Source organism: Kitasatospora sp. NRRL B-11411, from assembly GCF_000721345.1.
GTDB classification, from domain to species: Bacteria; Actinomycetota; Actinomycetes; order Streptomycetales; family Streptomycetaceae; genus Kitasatospora; species Kitasatospora cineracea.
This window is the reverse complement of the sequence record NZ_JOGH01000035.1, coordinates 34,679-54,741: the sequence shown is the minus strand read 5'-3', so window position 1 is coordinate 54,741 and position 20,063 is coordinate 34,679. Positions and strand designations below refer to the sequence as shown.

Annotated in this window: 14 protein-coding genes; 3 read left to right on the top strand and 11 right to left on the bottom strand. The window is 76.4% G+C overall.

Translation table 11 applies throughout. From position 1 onward, the window contains the following. Positions 1 to 24: 24 nt before the first annotated feature. Positions 25 to 423 carry a hypothetical protein gene (locus IH44_RS0118355; RefSeq protein WP_030460685.1) on the bottom strand — a complete coding sequence of 133 codons (399 nt, stop codon included), beginning with the start codon at positions 421 to 423 and terminating at the stop codon, positions 25 to 27. 210 nt (positions 424 to 633) lie between these two features. On the opposite strand from IH44_RS0118355, the gene IH44_RS0118350 reads away from it, so the two are divergent. Both IH44_RS0118350 and IH44_RS45465 read left to right on the top strand, forming a co-directional pair. Then, entirely contained in the window at positions 634 to 3,411 is a 2,778-nt protein-coding gene (locus IH44_RS0118350; protein WP_157852381.1) for an HAD hydrolase family protein, read from the top strand. Further along, positions 3,408 to 4,514 (top strand): phosphotransferase, encoded by a 1,107-nt coding sequence (locus IH44_RS45465; protein ID WP_030460683.1) that lies wholly within the window; start codon positions 3,408 to 3,410, stop codon positions 4,512 to 4,514. The genes IH44_RS0118350 and IH44_RS45465 overlap by 4 nt, the downstream gene beginning before the upstream one ends. Before the next feature lie 18 nt (positions 4,515 to 4,532). Here the strand turns inward: IH44_RS45465 and IH44_RS0118340 are convergent, their stop codons facing one another. The 10 genes from IH44_RS0118340 to IH44_RS0118295 all read right to left on the bottom strand — a co-directional run bounded on the left by IH44_RS0118340 (position 4,533) and on the right by IH44_RS0118295 (position 18,093). Continuing rightward, on the bottom strand, positions 4,533 to 5,840 hold the full coding sequence (locus tag IH44_RS0118340) for a family 16 glycosylhydrolase (RefSeq protein WP_030460682.1): 1,308 nt from the start codon (positions 5,838 to 5,840) through the stop codon (positions 4,533 to 4,535). Continuing rightward, positions 5,837 to 7,801 carry a glycosyltransferase gene (locus IH44_RS0118335; protein WP_157852379.1) on the bottom strand — a complete coding sequence of 655 codons (1,965 nt, stop codon included), beginning with the start codon at positions 7,799 to 7,801 and terminating at the stop codon, positions 5,837 to 5,839. Before IH44_RS0118335 ends, IH44_RS0118340 begins: the two co-directional genes overlap by 4 nt. Positions 7,802 to 7,821: 20 nt before the next feature. Continuing rightward, positions 7,822 to 8,634 carry a polysaccharide deacetylase family protein gene (locus IH44_RS0118330; protein WP_051817033.1) on the bottom strand — a complete coding sequence of 271 codons (813 nt, stop codon included), beginning with the start codon at positions 8,632 to 8,634 and terminating at the stop codon, positions 7,822 to 7,824. Continuing rightward, positions 8,631 to 9,596, bottom strand: coding sequence for a glycosyltransferase family 2 protein (locus IH44_RS0118325; protein ID WP_051817032.1), 966 nt, complete (start codon positions 9,594 to 9,596; stop codon positions 8,631 to 8,633). The genes IH44_RS0118330 and IH44_RS0118325 overlap by 4 nt, the downstream gene beginning before the upstream one ends. Continuing rightward, positions 9,593 to 10,978 carry a lipopolysaccharide biosynthesis protein gene (locus tag IH44_RS0118320; protein WP_030460678.1) on the bottom strand — a complete coding sequence of 462 codons (1,386 nt, stop codon included), beginning with the start codon at positions 10,976 to 10,978 and terminating at the stop codon, positions 9,593 to 9,595. Before IH44_RS0118320 ends, IH44_RS0118325 begins: the two co-directional genes overlap by 4 nt. Continuing rightward, complete coding sequence (locus tag IH44_RS41155; protein ID WP_051817031.1) at positions 10,975 to 12,225, bottom strand: glycosyltransferase family 2 protein; 1,251 nt, start codon at positions 12,223 to 12,225, stop codon at positions 10,975 to 10,977. Before IH44_RS41155 ends, IH44_RS0118320 begins: the two co-directional genes overlap by 4 nt. Before the next feature lie 6 nt (positions 12,226 to 12,231). Next, on the bottom strand, positions 12,232 to 13,596 hold the full coding sequence (locus tag IH44_RS0118310; protein ID WP_051817030.1) for a glycosyltransferase family 2 protein: 1,365 nt from the start codon (positions 13,594 to 13,596) through the stop codon (positions 12,232 to 12,234). Beyond that, on the bottom strand, positions 13,593 to 14,474 hold the full coding sequence (locus IH44_RS0118305) for a glycosyltransferase family 2 protein (protein ID WP_030460675.1): 882 nt from the start codon (positions 14,472 to 14,474) through the stop codon (positions 13,593 to 13,595). Before IH44_RS0118305 ends, IH44_RS0118310 begins: the two co-directional genes overlap by 4 nt. A gap of 497 nt (positions 14,475 to 14,971) precedes the next feature. Beyond that, positions 14,972 to 17,290, bottom strand: a complete 2,319-nt coding sequence (locus tag IH44_RS0118300; RefSeq protein ID WP_232794997.1) for a bifunctional diguanylate cyclase/phosphodiesterase — start codon at positions 17,288 to 17,290, stop codon at positions 14,972 to 14,974. Beyond that, positions 17,287 to 18,093, bottom strand: a complete 807-nt coding sequence (locus IH44_RS0118295) for an SAM-dependent methyltransferase (protein WP_030460673.1) — start codon at positions 18,091 to 18,093, stop codon at positions 17,287 to 17,289. The genes IH44_RS0118300 and IH44_RS0118295 overlap by 4 nt, the downstream gene beginning before the upstream one ends. A 160-nt stretch (positions 18,094 to 18,253) precedes the next feature. Between IH44_RS0118295 and IH44_RS0118290 the strand changes: the two genes are divergently transcribed. Beyond that, entirely contained in the window at positions 18,254 to 20,047 is a 1,794-nt protein-coding gene (locus IH44_RS0118290) for a glycoside hydrolase family 15 protein (RefSeq protein WP_030460672.1), read from the top strand. Positions 20,048 to 20,063: the final 16 nt, after the last annotated feature.

The window sequence follows — 20,063 nt, the reverse complement described above, 5'->3', positions numbered from 1 at the left end:
AAGTTTCCGTTCCCGCAGGGACGTTCACGGCACCGGGGGGACGTCCCACCAGCGGTCGGCGGTGGCGCGGGCGAGTTCGGCGTCGTACTGGCGGGCGTCGAAGTGGAAGTCGGGCGGGACCGGTTCGTCGGCCGGGGTCTCCCAGTCGGACCAGACCACGAGTGCGCCGTGCCGCCGGACGACGGCGGCCAGGTAGCCGCAGCAGCCGCCCGTGCACTCGGGTTCGCCGAGCTCGACCCGCCGGGCCTCGCCGGTCGCCCGGAGCGGGCCGTCCCCGGCGGCGGGCAGCAGCCACGGGGCGTGGGCGCCGAAGCCGTCCGGGCCGGCCGCCGTGTCGACGAGGTCCTCGCCGTCGACCCGGATCCGTGCTTCGGCGGGTGCGCGGACGCCCGTGCGCACCTCGATCTCCAGTCGGTTGAACACCGCCCCACCCTAGGACGCAACGGCGCGCGGGCACCGTGCGTTGCGGCTCCGTCACCGCACGCCTCCGACGGTCGACCCACCGCGTCCGGGCGGGTACGGCGGGTGGATCGGGCGGCGGGCGGGGCGGGGTCCGCGTTGCGGTCGCGGGCGGGCGGGCGGACGGTGGAAGCAGCCGTGTCCGGCAGCCCGCCGCTCCCCCGGAGAGCGTTCATGACCGCAAGGCCGATCAGTCCCGCCAGGCCCGTGCCCGGGGCCGTCGCGGTCCCGTTCGCCGGTCCGGCGGATCCGCACGCGACGGTGGCGGAGCTGGCCCGGCAGCTGGCCGGGGCGGCTCGGGCGGGCGATCCGCTGGACGCCTTCCTGTACGCGGCGGGCATGGTGCAGGCCGCCGAGGACCGGCTCGCCGGTACCTGGACGGCTCCGCGCCGCCTCGCCCGCCACCTGCGCGACCGCACCGGCCCGCCGGCCGAGCCTCCCGCCGGTCCGCCCACCGGTCCGCCCACCGATCCGCTCGGGTCCGCGCTCGACCGGGCGGCCCGGCTCGCCGCACGAACTCCCGTGCTGGACAAGGCCGTTCGCTGGACGCGGGATCTCGCCGACGCGACCGACGAGTTGGCCGCGCCGGTGCTGGACTCGGCGCCGCTGCCCTCCGCGCTGTACCGGCGGCTGTTCCGGCTGGTCGAACGGTTCGACGCCGCACCGGTGTTGCGCCGCACGCTCGGTTCGGCGGTGCGCCGGCCGCCGTCCTGTTTCTGCAGTTTCGACCAGTATCCGGCGGACCTGGCCGAGTTGGCCCGCCGGTTCGACGCGGCCCGCCCGCTGCCGGCCGGGCTGCCGCTGCTGGTGGTGGGGGTGCGGACCTCCGGGAGCTACCTGGGGCCGCTGCTGGCGGCGGCGTTGCGGCGGGCCGGGCACCGGGCGGTGACGGGCTGCACGGTGCGGCCGGGGCAGGCCGTCCTGCCGGGCCGGGAACGGGAGTTGGCCCGGCTGCTGGCGGCCGGCGGGCAGGCGCTGGTGGTGGACGATCCACCGGTCACCGGGCGTTCGCTGGCCGAGGTCGCGGCCGGGCTGTGCGGGCAGGGGTTCCCGGTGGACGCGGTGAGCGTGCTGGTCGCGGTGGAGCGGGAGCCGCCGTCGCTCGGCCCGTACCGGGTGGTCGCGCTGGCCCGACCCGACTGGGAGGTCGACCGGTTGACCTCGCCCGACGCCGTCCGGGCGCTGGTCCGCCGGGCCGTCCCGGGCGCCGCCGACTGGGCCCGGCTGGAGGTCGGCCCGGCCGGTTCCCCGGGGCGCGGCCTGCACCGCACCGTCCCGGTGACGGGGCACCCGGCGGACGGGCCGCCGGTGCCGCTGCGAGTGGAGACCGTCGGGCTGGGCCACCTCGGCCGCCGGGCCGCCGAGTACGCCGCGCTGCTGCCCGGTCTGGTGCCCGAAGTCCGTTGGCTGGAAAACGGGTTGATGGTCCGTCAGGATATTTCTTCTGCCGCCCCCGTCCGGGCGCTGGACGCGGCCCGCTACGTGGCCGCGCGGCAGCGGGCGCTGGCCGTGGGCGTCGACCGCAGCGTCCGGCTGGTCGGGCGCGGGCCGGTGTGGGAGGAGGCGGGGCGCCTGTTCGCGCCGCTGTTCGGCCGCGGGGCGGTGGTGCTGCGTCCGCTGCTCGCCGACCCGGTGGCCCGCGCGCTCACCCGCGCCGCCCGGCCGTACGTGGTGGACGGGCGCACCGGCGCCGACCGGTGGACGGGCCGGGACGGGCGCTGGGTGAAGACCGACTGGGCGGAGGGCGCGTTCAGCCACCTGGACCTGGCCGCCTACGACCCGGCCTGGGACCTGGCGGGCCTCGCGCTCTCCCCGCCCCACCACGCCGGCGCTACGGACGAGGGCCCCGGGGCCCGGTACGGCGCGGAGGTCCGCTCCGCGTACGAGCGGCTGACCGGGGAGCGGATCGACCCGGCCCGCTGGTGCCTGGCCCGGCTGGTGCAGGTGCAGCACGGGGTGTCGGCGCGGCCGCTGGGCCGGGCGGAGCGGCGGCGGGCCTCGGCGCGGGCGGTGCAGGAGTTCCTCGCCGAGGTCTACCTGCGCGACCTGCCCGCCGCTCCGACCGGGGCGGACGGGGCGGACGGGCCGGGCGCGGGGTGGTGCGTGCTGGACCTGGACGGGGTGCTGGAGACCGATCCGCTGGGGTTCCCGGCCTCGTCGCCGCTGGGCATGCTCGCGCTGCGGGCGCTGCGGGCGCACGGGTTCCGCCCGCTGCCGGCCACGGGGCGTTCGCTGCCGGAGGTCCAGGACCGTTGCCGGGCCTACGGGTTGGCGGGCGGCGTGGCCGAGTACGGGGCGGTGCTGCACCTGCCGGGCCGGCCGCCGCTGCCGCTCGCCGACCGGGACGGCAGCGAAGTGCGCGCCGTGGCAGGGGAGTTGGACGGCCTGGTGGTCGATCCGCTGGCCCGCTGGACGGCCCGGGTCTCGCGCCGCCACCCGGGCGGGCGGTACACGGGGCTGGACCGGCGCACCGCGGACCGGATCGCCGCCGCGACCGGCACCCGGGTGGTGCGGGGCGAGCAGCAGACCGATTTCCTGCCGCCGGGGGTCGGCAAGGCGGCCGGAGTGCGGGCGCTGCTGGCCGAGTTGGGCGATCCGGGCGCGGTGCCGGTGTTCGCGGCCGGGGACGGGCCGGCCGACCGGGAGCTGCTGCGCTGGGCCCGGCTGGGCACGGCGCCCGCGCACGCGGCGCCCGAGGCCAAGGCCGTGGCCCGGGTCGGCGGCTCGTCCTACCAGGCGGGGCTGGCAGAGGCGGTGGCCGTCCTGCTCGGCCACCGCCCGGGCGGCTGCGCCCGCTGCCGACCGCCCCGCCCCTCGGCGCAGAGCCGGGCGCTGCTGGCCCTGCTGGCCCTGCCGGAGGCGGGGATGCCGGGCCTGCCCGCCCGGCTGCTCCGACTGGCCTGCCGGTCGGGCGGGTTGGCGGTCGGCGGCGGCGGACGGAGGGCGGGATGAGTGTCGGCGGCCGCGTCCCGGTGTACGAGCTGATGGGGGTGCGGGAGGTCGCGGGCGGGCTGCTGCTGGTGCCGCCGGGGTCGGCGGGCCGGGCCGCGGACGAGCTGCGACTGCGGTTGGCGGCATGGGAGTTGGGGCGCGGCCGGTGGGAGGCGGTGGCGCAGGGGTTCTCGGACGTGCTGGTCGCGCGTTGGCGTCCGGCGGACGGCGGGCCGCCGGTGCTGGTGAAGTGCCCGCGCACCGGGGAGGCGGTGCGGGCGCTGGTGCGCGAGCGGGACGCGATCGCGGTGCTGGCCGCACAGGTGCGGCGTCCGGAGCTGCGCGAACTGCTGCCCCGGACGCTGGACTCGCGGCTCGGCGGCCGCCCGCCGGTCCTGGTGCAGGAGGTCCTGCCGGGCGTCCCGGGCGACGTGCTGCTCTCCCGCCGTCCCGAACTGGCCGCCGCGCTGACCGCGTCCGCGTTCGACGTCCTGGCCGAACTGCGCGGCGCGACGAGCGGATCGAGCTGGGACGGGCGGTTGGTGGACGGCTGGCTGGGCCACCGGCTGGCGGTGCTCTCCGACCGGGTCCGCTGGTGCCGGGGCGCGGAGGGCACGGCGGGCCTGCTGGCGCTGCGCGCCCGCCTGCGCCGCGAGTTGACCGAGCACCCGACCGAAGTGGCCTGGACGCACGGCGACTTCACCCCCGGCAACCTGCTTCTGCGCTCCCCCGTCCCGAACGAATCACCCGACGAATCGCCCAACGGACAGCCCCCCGCCCCCTCCTCCGGCGGGCAGCCGACCGTCACCGGCCTGGTCGACTGGGCGGACGCGCTCGCCGACGGCCCGGTGGTGGTCGACCGGGCGAGCTTCGCCCTGGCCCTGGGCTGGCTGCTGGAGGGGCGTTCCTGGGGGGAGCAGGTCGTCCACGCGCTGCGCACCGGGGGCCTGCGGCGGCCCGAGACCGGCGAACTCCCGCTGTCCGGCGTCCTGTTGGCCTGGCTGTGGCACGTCTCGGCGAACCTGGAGAAGTCCCGCCGCTTCGCCCGCAACCGGCGCTGGCTGCGCGAGGTCCTCGTCCCGGTCCTGCGCGAACTCGCCGGCTCCGCGCCACCGCCCCGGTGACACCGGCCGGACGGCGGCTCAGTGCTGCCAGACGCCGATCCAGGCGACGTGGAGTTGGGCGGTGTCGGTGGTCGGGGCCTCTTCGAAGCCGACGGCCAGGTTGATCAGGAGTTCCATGGGGGTGTCGGGGATCGCGGCGGGGTCGGTGACCTGGAGGCGGGGGGTGCCGTCGACGTACCAGGTGATGCCGTCGGGTTCCCAGTCGACGCCGAAGACGTGGTAGCCGGCCGCGAAGTCGACGGGGCCGTAGCGCTGGTGGGCGTTCGCGTCCCGGCCCTGGGGGGTGCGGCCGTGCAGGTTGAGGTCGACGTAGCGGTTGGAGTTGATGAACTCGGCGACGTCGATCTCGGGGAGGCCGCCGCGGGTGGCGGCGGGCAGCAGCCAGAAGGCGGGGAACATGCCGGTGGAGTCGGCGGGGGCCTGGATGGCGGCGGCGACGTAGCCGTAGGTGAAGGTGTGCCGGGGCTGGGCGTTCCAGTTGTCGCGGCCGGTGGAGACCAGGCCGGAGGTCCAGGGGTAGGTCTTGCCGTCGCTGCCGGTGGTGGCGCGGCGGGTGGCGGTGAGGGTGAGGGCGCCGTCGGCGACCGTGACCTGGCCGGGGCGGTACCACTCGCTCTCCTGGTTGCCCGCGTTGGTGCAGCCGTTCTGGTTCCAGTCGTAGCAGGTCGTCCAGTTCGCGGAGTCGAGGCCGTGGCCGGTGAAGTCGTCGTACAGGGCGGGGTGCCAGGGCCGGGGGCTGTCGGGCGGCGCGGCGGGGGGCTCGGTGGCCGGGACGCCGGTGGGGACGGTGGAGGCGGTGGAGGCGGAGCCGCGCGGGTCCTGCATGCTGCCGACGGCCGGGCCGCCGCAGGCGGTGGCGGCCAGCAGCGCGGCGGCCATCCAGATCCGCCCGCGTCCCTTCCGCCCGGGCCCCGCCGCTCCTCCCGGGCCTTCCGGGCTCTCCTGACCCTCCGGGCCGCCGGGCGGCTCCCGCCGGACCGCCAGGACCAGCACGGTGGTCAGTACGGCGAGCACCAGGACCACCCGGGCGGAAGTGAACTGCCTTGCCAGGTACAGGGTTTCGGTGACCAGTGCGGTGAGCGCGGCACTGACCGCGACGGCCAGCACCGCCGTCGACCACCACTCGCCGGGCCGCAGCGCCGGGCGGGCGAGCCGGACGGCGGCCGCACCGGGGCAGCTGAGCAGGAACGCGGTGACGGCCGCGACCCGCAGCGGGCCGGCGGCGGGCAGCGCGGTCGCGGCGAACGCGATCCAGCCGGAACCGGCCAGCAGCAGCGGCCACCGGCTCCCGGGGTGTCGCCGGACGGCTTCGAGGGTCCTGCTCATGACGCGCCTCCTTCCGTGACGGATCCGACAGGCCCGACGGATCCGACAGGCCCGACGGGCCCGGCGCCCCGGACCGGCCCGGCGCCCCCGCCAGGCCCGACCGGAGCCCTCGGCCCCGCAGGCCCCGCAGGCCCCGCCGGCCCCGTGGGCCCGGCCGGGGCGGTGGGCGGCAGGTACTGGTAGACGATCGCGTCGGGGCTGCTGTACACCGGCCGCAGGGCGGTCAGGTGGGCGGCGGTGTACTGGATCTCGTCGACCGCGGCGGCCGGGAGCAGGCCGGTGAGCCGGCAGGCGGCGAGCTGGGCGCGGGTGAGCACCAGGTAGGAGGGCTGTCCGGTGGAGAGCGCGTCGGTGAGGGCGGTCTGCGGGTCGGTGGCGAGCAGGAGGCGGCCGGCGGGGTCGGCGTCGGTGAGGATGATCCACGTGTGCTGGTCGTAGTGGAGTTCGCCGCCGGGTTCGTCGGAGGTGAGGGAGACGATCCGGGAGCCGGGCGGGGTCTGTTCGGTGGCGTAGCGGACGGCGGCGGCTTCCTGCGGGGTGAAGTGGTTGACGGCTTCCTTGCTGTAGTAGCCGAACAGCAGTCCGCCGAGCAGGGCGAGCAGGACGGTGCCGGTGACGGCGGGCCGGACGGGCGGGTGGGGCAGGCCGGGGGCGAGCAGGGCGGCGATCAGGAAGGAGGTGGCGGGCAGCGCGAACAGGTAGGCGCGGAACAGCATTTCGCCGTCGTAGCCGTTGGCGAGGAGCAGCACGAGCGGGGCGAGCAGCAGCAGCGGCAGGGTGGTGCGGCGGACCCAGCGGCGGCGCAGTACGGCGGCGAGGGCGAGCAGCAGGACGGCGGCGGTGGTGGCCCGGTCGGTCCAGGAGGCGAGGACCTGTCCGGGGGCGGCGGCGCCGAGTTGGGCGAGGCCGGAGACGGCGTTGCGGTCGGGGGCGGCGAGGGCGGCGATCAGGCTGTGCAGGTTGGCGGCGACGAACGGGCGGGCGACGGTGGCGTCCCAGGCGACGGTGAGGGCGAGGGCGGCGGCGAGGACGGGCAGCACGGTGCGGCGGTTGCGGCGGGGCAGGGCGAGGACGGCGAGCGAGCTGACCAGCATGACGGGGGTGAGCTGGTGCGAGGAGGCGATCGCGGCGATCAGCACCAGCAGCAGCGCGTACGGGCCGGCCCGCCAGCCGAATCTCCCCGCTTCCCGTCCTCGCAGCGAGAGTTGACGCATCGTCAGGGCGATGACGGTGACGTACAGCAGGTAGGCGAAGGCCTGCGGGGAGAAGTAGTCCTGGCCGACCCAGGAGGTGGCGTAGTAGAGCCACAGGGCGCACCAGACCAGGCGGCGGTCGCGGGTGAGGCTGCGGAAGAGCAGCAGCAGCGGGCCGAGCAGCAGCAGGTTGGCGATCAGCGGGTACCAGGAGGCGTAGCCGAGGGCGGAGTGCAGGCCGGTGGCGCGCAGGACGAGGGCGTGGAGGGCGAAGAAGCCGGGCCACTGGTTGTAGACGTCGAGCTTTCCGGCGTCGGGGACGGTGCCGCCGTGGCGGAGCATCGCGTCGACGACGGCGATGTGCTTCCAGGCCCAGGAGTAGCGCAGGGTGGGGTAGAGCAGGCTGGGGGTGGCGTGCACGAAGGCGATCAGGGCGAGGACGTACCGGGCGAGGTGGCGCTGCGGCAGCCAGGGGGTGCGCAGGGCGGTGAGGAAGCCGGCGGTGAGGACGGCGAGCGCGGCGTAGTAGGTGGGCGGGAGGGCTTGGAGCAGGCCGAGGTCGCCGATCCGGTCGAGGCGGGTGGTGCGCAGGGCGGTCAGCCAGAGCAGGACGGCGAGCGGCAGGGCGTAGCGGACGGTCCGGGCCCGCCGGGGGGTGGCCGTCCGGGTGGCGACGGGGCGGCGGTCGGGGCGGCGGTCGGCGGGGCGCAGCGGGGTGGCGCCGGCCGGGGGGTCGGTGGCGGGTGCGGTCCTGGCGGGTGCGGTCACGGCGGGCTCCTGGCCGGGGGTCACTGGCGCGGCGGTCCGCCGGTGGGGCGGCCGAGGCGGGCGCGCAGGCGGCGGTAGGCGCGCCAGCCGAGGGTGGCGGCGCTGTCGCGGAGCGGGCCGGTACGGGTGGCGCGCAGGTGGATCCAGTCCTCGAAGGTGCGGGGGGTGGTGGTGTTCAGGACCATCAGGCGGCAGATCCGCAGCGGGTCGTCGGCGGCGGAGCTGAGCGCGTTGCCGACGGCGGCGGCGGAGGTCCAGCCGGCCCGGGCGACTTCGCGGCGGACGGCGGGGCTGTGGTAGCCGTGGGGGTAGGCGAAGGCGGTGGCGGGGTGGCCGAGGGCGTCCTCCAACTCGCGTTTGCTGCCGGCGACTTCCTGCCGGAGCCGGTCGGGGCGGGCGGTGTCGAGCGGGAGGTGGGTGCGGGAGTGGCCGCCGATCTCCAGGCCGAGGGCGTCGAGGGTGGCGACCTGCCGCCAGTTGAGCATGGGGGTGGGGGGCAGCAGGCTGCCGCCGGGGAGCGCGCCGGGGGCGTGGACGGCGCCGGTGGTGAGGTAGACGGTGGCGGGCAGGCCGCGGTCGGAGAGGATCGGGGCGACCGTCCAGTAGAAGTCGGCGTAGCCGTCGTCGAAGGTGAGCACCGCGCAGTGCGCGGGCAGTGGCGGGCCGCCGTGCAGGGCGGTGACCAGCCGGGCGAGCGGGACGACGGACAGTCCGGCGTCCTGGATGCGGTCGAGTTGGGCGCGGAAGGTGTGCGGGGCGACGGTGTAGGGGGCGAGCCAGGGCGGCGGGTCGTCGGACACCGAGTGGTAGAGCAGCACGGGGGCGACGCTCATGGCGCACCCCGTCCCTGTCGCGCACCGTCGTTCTGACGGTCCGTCAACTGCCGTGCCCTTCCCAGGAGGTAGCCTCCGGTGGTGAGCAGGACGCCGGTGGTGAGGGCGGTGGCGGTGCCGAGCCGGCCGTGGCGCAGGGCGGTGCCCAGGGCGGCGGGGACGGTGCGGCGCAGGTAGGCGCGTTCGCTGGCGAGGGCGGGGCCGGGGCCGCTCCGGCGGGCGACCAGGGCCTTGGAGCGGCCCTCGGCGAGGCAGCGGGCCGCGAAGTAGCGGGGGGTGGCGCGCTGCCGGGGCACCTGGTGGCGGACGGCGGCGGCCGGGTCGTAGTGCATCCGGGTGCCGGGGTGGCGGGCGGTCAGGCGCAGGCACAGTTCGGTCTCCTCGCAGCCCGCGGGGTGGCGGCCGACCCGGCCGAGTTCGGTGCGGAAGCCGCCGGCGGCGCGGGCGGGCGCGGTCCGGAAGGACATGTTGGCGCCGATCAGGTTGCGGACGTCGCCGGGTTGCCGGGGCATGCCGCTGTGGCTGCAGCCGACCACCCAGTCGAAGGCGGGCGGGAACCAGCGGGGGCGGCCGTGCTGCCAGTGCGGGGCGACGAGTCCGCCGGCGCCGAGGACGTCCTGGTCGCGGTAGGCGGCGAGCAGGGCGGCGGTCCAGCCGGGGCGGGCGGCGGCGTCGTCGTCGAGGAAGGCGGTGACGGTGCCGCGGGCGGCGGCGAGCGCGGTGTTGCGGGCCCCGGACAGGCCGGGCCGTTCGCGGTTGGCGAGCACCGTGACGTCGGGCAGCTCGCGGGCCATCCGCTCCAGCCGGTCGTTGTGGTCGATGACCAGGAGCAGTTCGCCGGGCGGCGGGCTCTGCCGTCGCACCGAGTCGACGGCGGCCTGCAGCAGGGTCCAGCGGTCCGGGGTGTAGGCGCAGATCGCCACCGTCAGCTCGGCGGCGGTCGGGGCGGGGCTGGTGCTCATGTCGGCTCCTCCTCGGGGCGGGGGCGCCCGGACGCCGGCGCGGGGGCCAGCAGGCGGGGCAGGGCGGCGAGCAGCGGCAGGGCGATCGCGCATTCGGCGATCAGCCAGGCGGCGCCGATGCCGGTGAGGCCGAACGGCGGCAGCAGGGCGGCGGTCAGGGCGACGACGGTGGCGGCGAAGGCCAGCCGGATGCCGACCATCCAGGGCAGTGCGCGGCGGACCCGGGCGATCTGCAGGACCACGTTGGGCACCGTGTTGGGGATCGCGGACAGCGCCATCAGGCGCAGCGCGGTGCTGCCGCGGGCGGCGTAGTCGGGGCCGAACAGGCCGAGGATCCAGGGTGCGGCGGCGGCGATCGGCAGGGCGGCGGCGGTGACCAGCAGGGTGGAGTGGCGCAGCAGGCGGCGGGCGTGCTCGGCGAGCCGGGCCGGGTCGCGGGTGCCTTCGACGACCAGCGAGTGGCCCATGCTGAACGCGGCGACGTACAGGGTGGAGGCGATGACGTACGCCAGCGAGTAGTAGGCGCTGCCGTCGGCGCCGAGCCGGTCCAGCACCATCAGCGGGAGCACGGTCGTCCCGGCGAAGGTGAACAGGTTGCCGAGGTAGTCGGCCCCGGCCCAGCGGGCGATCCGTTCGGGCGGGCGGGGGCCGCCGGTGTCCGCGGCGGGGGCGGCCTGGTGGGCGGGGACGGCGCTGCGGAACAGCACCAGGTTGGTGGCGGCGATGGCCAGGACCAGGGCGGCGGCCCAGGAGACCAGGATGCCGGTGCCGACGGCCAGCGCGGCGCACAGCGCGAGCAGTGCGGCCTTGGCGACCGCGAACAGGGTGTTCTCGCCGAGCACCCAGCCGGCCCGGCGGACGCCGGTGAGCGCCCCGTCCTGGAGCACGAACACGGCGTACCCGGCGGTGGCGGCGACGAACGCGACGGCCAGCACGGGGCGGCGCAGTTCGCCGAGCGCGGGTGCGACGACCGGGACGAGCAGCAGGAACGCGACGGCGACGACGGCGCTGCCGGCCGCGGCGACCAGGTAGCAGCGCAGCACCAGGCTCCGGGTGCGGCGTCCGGCGGTGGGGACGAACCGCACCAGGGCGTCGCCGAGGTTCAGGCTGCCGAGCGTGGACAGGAACATCGTCGCGGACAGCGCGGTGTAGCTGCGGCCGACCTCGGCGGCGCTGTAGGAGCGGGTGGCGAGCACCCAGAACAGCGAGCCCAGTCCGGCCGACAGCAGCGAACTCGCGGCCAGCAGGTGGCCGTTGTGCAGCAGCGGCTCCTGCCGGGAGCGGGCCGTCAGCGCCCGGACCCGGGCCCGCAGCAGCGTCGGGTAGCCGCACGTGCAGGGTTCCGCGGCGGGGTGGGGCCGGATCCGGGCGCCGGTGCTCATCGCCCGGCCCCGTCCGCGGGCCGCCTCGGGTGCCGTTGCCGGTCGGTGCGGTGTTGGGCGTGCAGGCTGCGCAGGTAGCCGAGCGGGCCGTACAGCAGGCCGAGCAGTTCCCGGCGGCGCAGTGCCCGCAGCAGCGGGTCGTCGGCTCCGGCCGGGGCCGTGCCCCGGTGGGCGGTGCGCCACAGGCCGCGCGGCAGCAGCGGCAGCAGCCCGGCCAGCAGCCGGGGTTGGCGGCGGACGGCGGCGGCCAGGTAGGCGCCGAAGCCCGCGCCAAGGCCGAACGCCTGCGGCGGCAGGGTGTCCAGGGCGCGCCGGTGCGGGTGCCACACCAGCGCGTCGGGCCGGTAGCTGACGGTGTGTCCGGCGGCCAGCACCTGGAGGAAGGCGAGCAGGTCCTCGCCGCCGTACGCGGGGGTGCCGGTGCCGGTCGCGGGGTCGAACCCGCCGACGGCCCGCAGCACGTCGGTCCGGAAGGCCATGTTGGCGCCGGTGCCGAGCCGTCCGGTGGCGAACGGGTACAGCGGGTCGCCGGTCCGGGTGCGCAGCGTGTAGTCCCGGGGGGCGAACCCCTTGCCGTAGCCGCTGTAGCGTTCCAGGAGCAGTTGGGCCCGGGTGTCGAGCTCGGCCGGCATCACCAGGCCGGTCACGCAGGCCGGGCCGGGGGCCGCCCGGAACCCGGCGACCAGGGCGGGCACCCACCGCTCGTCGAGGATCAGGTCGTCGTCGGCGAACGCGCAGATCCCGCCCCGGGCCGCCGCCAGCCCCCGGTTCCGGGCCCGGGCCAGCCCCGCCACCGGCTCGCGCACGTACCGCACCCGGTCCCCGTACCGCTGCGGCAGCAGGTGCCGGACGGCGTCGTCGGCGGGCGCGTTGTCCACCACGATCACGTCGAGGGACGGGTAGCCGCCGCGCAGCAGCGAGTCCAGGCAGCGCACCAGCAGTTCGGGCCGGTTGTGCGTGCAGACCACCACGCTGACCACCGGCCCGGCCGTACCGGCACCGTCCTCCGGCTGCTCCCCGCCCGCCCCGAACCGCTGCCGCGCCGCGGCGTACAGCGCGGCGTGCAGGTGGTCGGGGCGGTCGGCGTCGGCGGTGACGGTGCCGAGGGGGTGGCCGGCGGAGCGGACGAGGGCGAGGGTGGGGCCGGTGGGGTGGTAGGGGGTGCGGTGGCCGGGGCGGTGGAGTTCGCCGGGGCGGGCGAGGTCGAGTTCGGCGACCCGGACGGGGGGTGCGGTCGGGGTGTTCATGGTCGGTCAGCCTCCGCCGGGGGTGCGGTGCTGCTGTCGGCGGGTGTAGAGGTAGCGGGGCGGTCCCTGAGCGAGGCCGCGGCGTTCCATCCGGCGCAGGGCGCGCAGGCGGCGGCGGTCGAGGGGGGTGTCCGCGGCGGGGGGCCGGTGGCCGCGGTGCCAGCCGATCGCTCCGGCGGGCAGTCGCAGCAGCAGGTCGCCGAGCAGCGCGGGGTGGCGGCGCAGGGCGGCGGCGAGGTAGGCGCCGAAGCCGATGCCGAGGCCGCTGACCTGGACGGTGAGGGCGTGCAGGGTGCGCCGGTGGCGGTGCCAGACGACGGCGTCGGGCCGGTAGGCGACGGTGTGTCCGGCGGTCAGGACGAGGTGGAAGGCGAGCAGGTCCTCGCCGCCGCGGGCGGGGGTGCCGGTGCCGGTGGCGGGGTCGAACCCGCCGAGGGTGCGCAGCAGTTCGGTGCGGAAGGCCATGTTCGCGCCGATGCCGCAGCGTCCGGTGGAGTACCGGTCGAGCGGTCCGGCGCCGGGGGCGTCGAGGTTCCAGTCGCGGGGGGTCCAGCCGCGTTCCGTCCCGGCGTAGCGTTCGAACAACTGCTGGGCGGGGGTGTCGAGTTCGGCGGGGACGACGAGTCCGGTGACGCAGCCGGCGCGGGGGTCGGCGGCGAACGCGGCGGCCAGGGCGGCCAGCCAGCCGGGGTCGGCGAGGGCGTCGTCGTCGGTGAAGGCGCAGAGCGTGCCGCGGGCGGCGGCCAGGCCGCGGTTGCGGGCCCGGGAGAGTCCGGGGGCGGGTTCGCGCAGGTAGCGGATCCGGCCGGGGTAGCGCTCCGCGACCAGCCGTTCGGTGTCGGGCCCGGCGGGGGCGTTGTCGACCAGCAGGACTTCGACCGTCCCGCCGGGGCCGGCCGCGGTGAGGGTGTCGGCGGCCCGCAGGACGGAGTCCAGGCAGTCGGCGAGCAGTTCGGTGCGGTCCCGGGTGCAGATCACCACGCTCATCCCGCCGGCCGGGCAGCGGGCCGCCCGCGGCGCCGGCCGCCGCGCCGACCGCCCTTCCGGCCCGCCGCGCTCGCCCGGTGCTGCGGGGGCGTCCGGTACTGCGGGGGCGCCCAGTTCCCGATGAGCGGCGGCGGCCAGCGCCCGGGCGAGCGCGGCGGGCCGGCCGCTCGTCCCGGTGGCGTGCACCATGCCGAGCGGGTGTCCGTGCAGCCGCACCAACGCCGACACGCGTCCGTCGGGGGCGGCGGGGCCGCGGCCGCCGGGCGAGCGCACCTCGCCCGGGTCGGCCAGGTCGAGTTCGACCACGGTGACGGGGGTGTGCGGCGAGGCGGGTGCGGCGGGCGGCGGGCAGGCCGCGCGGTGGCGCCGGTCGCGGCCGTTCATCGTCCTTCCCCCGCGCCGGGGCGTTCGGCGAGCAGGGTGCGCAGCACTCTGCGGCCGTCGGAGACGGCGTGCAGGTGGGAGCGTCCGCTGCGGCGGGGGAGTTCCAGGCTGGGGACTTCGGCGATCCGCAGTCCCGAGCGCAGCGCGTGCGCGATCATCTCGGCCTCGATCTCGAACCCGGTGGCGCGCAGGTCGAGTTCGGCGAGGAAGTCGCGGCGGAACGCGCAGTAGCCGTAGCACAGGTCGGTCAGCAGGCCGCCGTAGAGGCGGTTGACGACCAGCAGCAGGGCCTTGTTGCCGAGCGCGCGCAGCGGGGTGAGGTCGAGCGAGCCGCCGCCGGCCATCCGGCGGGAGCCCTTGACGAAGTCGTAGCCGTGGTCGAGGAAGTGCAGGAAGTGCGGGATCTCGCCGGGCCACATCGAGCCGTCCGCGTCGATCATCACGATGTACTCGCCGGTGGCGGCGGCGAATCCGGTGCGCAGCGCGCTGCCCTTGCCGGGGGCGCTCTGGGCGACGTTGCGGACGGCGGGGCGGCAGGTGCGGGCCATGGCGACGGTGGCGTCCCGGGAGGCGCCGTCGACCAGGATGACCTCGTCGACGCAGCTGGGGATCTGCTCGAACACCCAGGGGATGTTGCGGGCTTCGTCCCGGGCGGGGACGACCAGGCTGACGGTGTGTCGGGTCCGGTAGTCGCCGGAGCGCCGGCTGGGCCCGCGGGTCAGCGGCCGGGCGGGGGCCCGGTCGCCGGTGCGGCGCATCGGCGCGTGGTCGGCGATCCGGTCGGCGGCCCGCCGCCGGGGGCGGGCGTCGGTGGGTGAACTGCCGTCCGGCAGTGCGTGGTTGGCTGGGGGTTGCCCGGTGGGCAGGGTGGCGCTCATCGCGGTGTGCCTCTTCGCCGAGGCGGAAGCGGGCAGGTCGGTGCCCGCACGGAGGACGGGTGCGGCGGTCGGGGACGCCGGCGCGTCGAGGCGTCGGTGTGCCGGGGCGTCAGGACGTCGCCGCGGTGGTGGTGCTCCCCCCGGTGCTCCCCCGCTGCCCGGTCTCCCTGCCGGTCCCCCGTCGGGACGGTCGGCGCCGCAGAAGGGCGATCGACGTCCGGGGCGCGTGGTGCGCCGTGCGCGGCCCGCTCGGCGGGTTCGGGAAGAGTGCCCCGTACCGGCGGTGCCAGGTCCTCATCGTGCGCCCGCCGCCGACGGGCCGTCAACCCCCTTCGCCCACCTTTGTCCGTTTCTGCCGCATGCTCCGGGCGCTCCGCCGGCCCGGCCGTCCCGGGAACGGAAGGTCCGGGGGTCCGGAGCGCCCGGGCGGTCCGGCACCGTGTCCGAAACTGCCAACCCGGGCCGGGACCCGCGCGGAGGGGGCCGGCGGCGAGGTCTCAGCTCTCGGGGCCGGACTCGAAGGTCTCGGACGTCCCGCTCTCGGGCGACCCGCTCTCGGGCGACCCGTTCTCGGACGGCCCGTTCTCGAACGACCTGCTCTCGGACGGCCCGTTCTCGAACGTCTCGGCCTCGGCGATCCGGCGGGCGATCTCGGCGGGGCGCACGGGGCGGCCGAAGTGCCAGCCCTGGGCGAGGTCGCAGCCCATCAGGCGCAGGCGTTCGGCGTCGGCGCGGCTCTCCACGCCCTCCGCGGTGACCGACAGGCCGAGGGTGTGGGCGAGCGAGACGAGGCCGCTGACGATCCGCCAGCCGAGGTGGGTGTCCTTGGCGGGGTCGTGCAGGTCGCCGACGAAGGAGCCGGCGATCTTGAGGTTGGAGACGGGCAAGTCGCGCAGGTAGGCGAGGTTGGACCAGCCGGTGCCGAAGTCGTCGACGGAGAGCGAGACGCCCATGTCGACCAGGGCGTGCAGCGCCTTGAGCGCCTCGTCCTCGGGGCCGACCACGGTCGACTCGGTGATCTCCAGCTGGAGCATCGACGGGTCGAGGCCGGTGCTGCGCAGGGTGCGTTCGATGTCGCCGACCAGCCCGGCGTTGCGGGCCTGCCGGACGGCCAGGTTGACGCTGAGCCGGGGGGCCCGGTCGCCGAACCGGGCGACCCAGTCGGCGGCCTGCTCGCAGGCCTGCTCCAGGACCCAGCGGCCGAGCGGCATGATCAGGCCGGTCTCCTCGGCGACGCCGACGAACTCCTCCGGGCCGAGCACCCCGAGCTGCGGGTGGCGCCAGCGCACCAGTGCCTCGACGCCGGTCATCACGCCGGAGGAGAGGTCGACCATCGGCTGGTAGTCGATGAAGAACTCGCCGCGGTCCAGGGCGGCGGGCATCCGCACGGAGACGGCGTACCGGCTGACGGCGCGCGCGTTCTCCTTGGGGTCGAACAGCGTCCAGCGGCCGCGGCCGGCCTCCTTGGCGCGGTAGAGCGTGAGGTCGGCGGCCCGGACGGCGGCGCCGGGGGTGGTGGTGGCGATCCGCCGCTCCAGCACGCCGACGCTGGCGCCGACGGCCAGCCGGTGGTCGCCGATCACCACGGGTTTGGTGAGCGCGGCGAGGACGGTCTTGGCGGCGGCGACGGCCTCCTGCTCGCCGCGGCAGTTCTCCAGCAGCACCACGAACTCGTCGCCGCCGAGCCGGGCCACCATGTGCCCGAGCGGGCTGAGCGCGTTCTCCAGCCGGCCGGCCACCACGGTCAGCAGCTGGTCGCCCATGTCGTGGCCGAGGCTGTCGTTGACGATCTTGAAGCCGTCCAGGTCGACGTAGCACAGGCCGAAGCGGACGTCCGGCTCCGGGTCCTCGAAGAGCTTCTCCAGGCGCTCGAAGAACGCGGCCCGGTTGGGCAGGCCGGTCAGCGGGTCGTGGGTGGCCTGGTGGCGCAGCCGCTCCTGCAGGCGGTAGCGGTCGGTGACGTCCTCCAGCATGGCGACCTGGTAGAGCGGCGCGCCGTCGTCGTCGCGGATCAGCGAGACGGTCAGGTGGGTCCACACCACCTCGCCGTCGCGCCGGTAGTACGGCTTGTCGAACTGGAAGTACTCGCGCTTGCCGCTGATCAGCTCCTCGTAGGCCTCCCACACGCCGGGGGTGTCCTCGGGGTGGACCAGGTCGTTGACCCGCACGCCCCGCATGTCCTCGGGGCCGCCGCCGAAGATCTCGCCCAGGGCCCGGTTGACGGCCAGGATGTTGCCGTCGGTGTCGCCGAGGCCGATGCCGATCGCCGCCGACTCGAACAGGGCGCGGAAGCGGGCCTCGGAGACCCGCAGGGCCTTCTCGACCTCCTGCCGGGCGGTGTCGGCGGCCAGCCGGATCGCTTCCTGCTCGCGCAGCGTGCGCTCGCGCAGGGCGGCCGCCCAGCCGGCCGCGAAGGCGCCGCCGAGCTCCGGGCCGCGGCCGTCGGGGACGGGGCGGCGCTGGAGCAACTGGACGGCGTCGGCGAGCAGTTGCGGGTCGGTGAACTGGTTGTCGATGAGCAGCGCCCCGACCTGGCCGGCCAGGTCGGGGCGGAACGGGTGCTCCCGGGCGGCGCGGTGCAGCAGTTCGGAGGTGCGGGCGATCAGCGGGTTGAGCACGCCGGGGCGGACCGCGGCGCCGTGCCCGGTGCGGAGCATGGCCGCCCAGGCCTCGTGGAACCCGGCGGCGTCCGCACCGGGCACCCCGTCCTGACCGGGCACCCCGTCCGCGCCGGGCGGTGCGTCCGTGTCGGCCGGCCCGGTCACCGTCCGGGGGTCCGGGTCGGGCACCCCGTCCGGGCCGGGTGACTCGTTCACGACAGGCGCCCGACGCCGGCCATGCCCGTCATCCGCTCGGGGTGCGGGCCGACCGACGCCTCGTCGTCGGGGTGCCACTCGGGCAGGTAGACGACGCCGGGCTCGACCAGCTCGTAGCCCTCGAAGAAGGCGGTGATCTGCTCGCGGCTGCGCATGGTGAGCGGCGTGGGGGTGGAGCGGTACAGGCTCTGGTGGGAGCCGGCCTGGTCGGGGCGGCCCTCCAGGGAGGCGTGCGAGAGGATCAGCATGCTGCCGCTGGGCAGCGCCTCGCGGAGCTTGGTGAGGATCCGGTCGGGGTGGTCCGCGTCGGTGACGAAGTGCATGACGGCGTTCAGGATCACCGCGACGGGCTCGCCGGGGGCGAGCAGTTCCTCGACCTCGGGGCGGGCCAGCAGGTCGTCGGTGTTGCGCAGGTCGGCGTCGACGATCCGGCAGCGCGGGTCGTCGGCCAGGATGAGGCGGCTGTGGGCGACCGCGACCGGGTCCATGTCGACGTAGACGACCCGGGCGTCGGGCTGGTACTCGCGGGCCACCTCGTGGACGGCGCCGAAGGTGGGGATGCCGGAGCCGATGTCCAGGAAGCGGCTGATCCCCTCCTCGGCCGCGAACTGGGTGGCGCGGCGCAGGAAGGCCCGGTTCGCCCGCATGATCTTCGGCAGGTCGGGCCAGAGCTCGATCGCCTTGCGCGCCATCTGCCGGTCGACTTCGAAGTTGTGCGAACCGCCGAGGTAGTAGTCGTACACCCGGGCCGCGTTCGGCTTGTCGAGGTCGGTCCCTGCGGGCACCCAGTTCGGACGCGCCATGACGGCACTCCTTCCGGCCTTCCGGCGTGGCAGTCGAAAATGGCAAGAGGACATAAAGATCTTCCTACACCTGCGATCTGCGCCGCAAGCCGCGGCGTCCGAACGGTGGCGTGGCGCGTCCCGTGTGGCGGTGGCCCGCGATCGGCGCAGAATCACCCCCATGGGCGGTCGCATCGAGGACTACGCGCTCCTCTCCGATCTCCAGACCGCCGCCCTGGTCGGCAGGGACGGCTCGGTCGACTGGCTCTGCCTGCCCCGCTTCGACTCCCCCAGCTGCTTCGCCGCACTGCTCGGCACCCCCGAGCACGGCGCCTGGCGGATCGCCCCGCTCGGCGCGGGCGACTGCACCGGGCGCCGCTACCTCGGCGACACCCTGGTGCTGGAGTCCCGCTGGCGCACCCCGGACGGCGAGGTGAAGGTGACCGACCTGATGCCGCACCGGGACCGCGCCCCGCGGCTGGTGCGGATCGTCGAGGGCGTCAGCGGCGCCGTCCCGGTCCGCGGCGAGCTGCGGCTGCGCTTCCACCACGGCCGGGTCGACCCGTGGGTGCGCCGCACCGAGCACCACCGGGTGGCCGTCGCCGGGCCGGACGCCGCCTGGCTGCGCGTCCCGCCCGGCGTGCACACCTACGGCGCGAACGGATCCGCGGCCGGACCGGGCACCGGGGCCGGGCTGGCCACCGTCTCCGAGTTCACCGCGCTGCCCGGCGTGCGGGTCCCGTTCGTGCTGACCTGGCAGCCCTCCCACCTGGCCACCGCCCCGCGCACCGACCCGGAGGCGCTGCTGGCCGCGACGCTGGCCGACTGGCGCGCCTGGGCCGGTCAGCTGAGCTACCGGGGCGAGTGGCGGGACGCGGTGCTGCGCTCGCTGCTGACCCTGAAGGCGCTGGCGTACGAGCCGACCGGCGGGATCGTCGCCGCACCGACCAGCTCGCTGCCCGAGGTGCCGGGCGGGGAGCGCAACTGGGACTACCGGTTCTGCTGGCTGCGCGACTCCGCGATGACGCTCTCGGCGCTGCTGCGCGGCGGCTTCCGGCAGGAGGCGGCGGCCTGGCGCAAGTGGCTGCTGCGGGCGGTGGCCGGCGACCCGTCCGACGTGCAGGCGGTGTACGGGGTGGCCGGGGAGCGCGGCCTGCCGGAGACCGAGGCCGACTGGCTGCCCGGGCACCTCGGCTCGCGGCCGGTGCGGTTCGGCAACGCGGCCGTCGGGCAGCTCCAGCTGGACGTCTACGGCGAGGTGGTGGACACCCTCGACCTGGCGCTGCGGGCCGGCCTGCCGATGGAGCGGCAGGTCTGGGGCCTGCTGCGCACCCTGCTCGGCTCGCTGGCCGCCCGCTGGCGGGAGCCCGACGAGGGGCTGTGGGAAGTGCGGTGCGGGCGGCGGCAGTTCACCCACTCCAAGGTGATGGCCTGGGTGGCCGCCGACCGGGCGGTGCGGATGGCCGAGGCCACCGGCCTGCCCGCCCCGCTGGAGCAGTGGCGGGCGCTGCGCGACGCGGTGCACGCCGAGGTGTGCGAGCGGGCCGTCGACCCGCGCCGCAAGGTGTTCGTCCGCTCGTACGGGGCGACGGAGCTGGACGCCGCCACGCTGTTCGTCGCCACCACCGGCTTCCTGCCGCCGGACGACGAGCGGGTGGTGCGCACCGTGGAGGCCGTCCGGCGCGACCTGGACCACGGCGGGCTGGTGCGCCGCTACCGGACGGGGGCGGCGGACGGCCTGACCGGTTCCGAAGGGGCGTTCCTGGCCTGCTCGTTCTGGCTGGCGGACGCGCTGGCGGTGATCGGGCGCCGGGCCGAGGCGCGCGAACTCTTCGTCCGGACGGCCTCGTTGGCCAACGACCTGGGGCTGCTCAGCGAGCAGTGGGACCCGCTGGCCCGGCGCCAGCTGGGCAATACCCCGCAGGCGTTCACCCACGTCGCCCTGGTCAACACCGCTTTCCGGCTGGGGAGTTGAGGTCTTCCCGGATCGC

Excerpts from the sequence above, each read along its gene's own strand:
- IH44_RS0118350 (WP_157852381.1), top strand. The coding sequence starts at position 634 with ATGACCGCAAGGCCGATCAGTCCCGCCAGGCCCGTGCCCGGGGCCGTC.
- IH44_RS45465 (WP_030460683.1), top strand. The coding sequence starts at position 3,408 with ATGAGTGTCGGCGGCCGCGTCCCGGTGTACGAGCTGATGGGGGTGCGG.
- IH44_RS0118340 (WP_030460682.1), bottom strand. The coding sequence starts at position 5,840 with ATGAGCAGGACCCTCGAAGCCGTCCGGCGACACCCCGGGAGCCGGTGG.
- IH44_RS0118330 (WP_051817033.1), bottom strand. The coding sequence starts at position 8,634 with ATGAGCGTCGCCCCCGTGCTGCTCTACCACTCGGTGTCCGACGACCCG.
- IH44_RS0118325 (WP_051817032.1), bottom strand. The coding sequence starts at position 9,596 with ATGAGCACCAGCCCCGCCCCGACCGCCGCCGAGCTGACGGTGGCGATC.
- IH44_RS0118320 (WP_030460678.1), bottom strand. The coding sequence starts at position 10,978 with ATGAGCACCGGCGCCCGGATCCGGCCCCACCCCGCCGCGGAACCCTGC.
- IH44_RS41155 (WP_051817031.1), bottom strand. The coding sequence starts at position 12,225 with ATGAACACCCCGACCGCACCCCCCGTCCGGGTCGCCGAACTCGACCTC.
- IH44_RS0118310 (WP_051817030.1), bottom strand. The coding sequence starts at position 13,596 with ATGAACGGCCGCGACCGGCGCCACCGCGCGGCCTGCCCGCCGCCCGCC.
- IH44_RS0118305 (WP_030460675.1), bottom strand. The coding sequence starts at position 14,474 with ATGAGCGCCACCCTGCCCACCGGGCAACCCCCAGCCAACCACGCACTG.
- IH44_RS0118295 (WP_030460673.1), bottom strand. The coding sequence starts at position 18,093 with ATGGCGCGTCCGAACTGGGTGCCCGCAGGGACCGACCTCGACAAGCCG.
- IH44_RS0118290 (WP_030460672.1), top strand. The coding sequence starts at position 18,254 with ATGGGCGGTCGCATCGAGGACTACGCGCTCCTCTCCGATCTCCAGACC.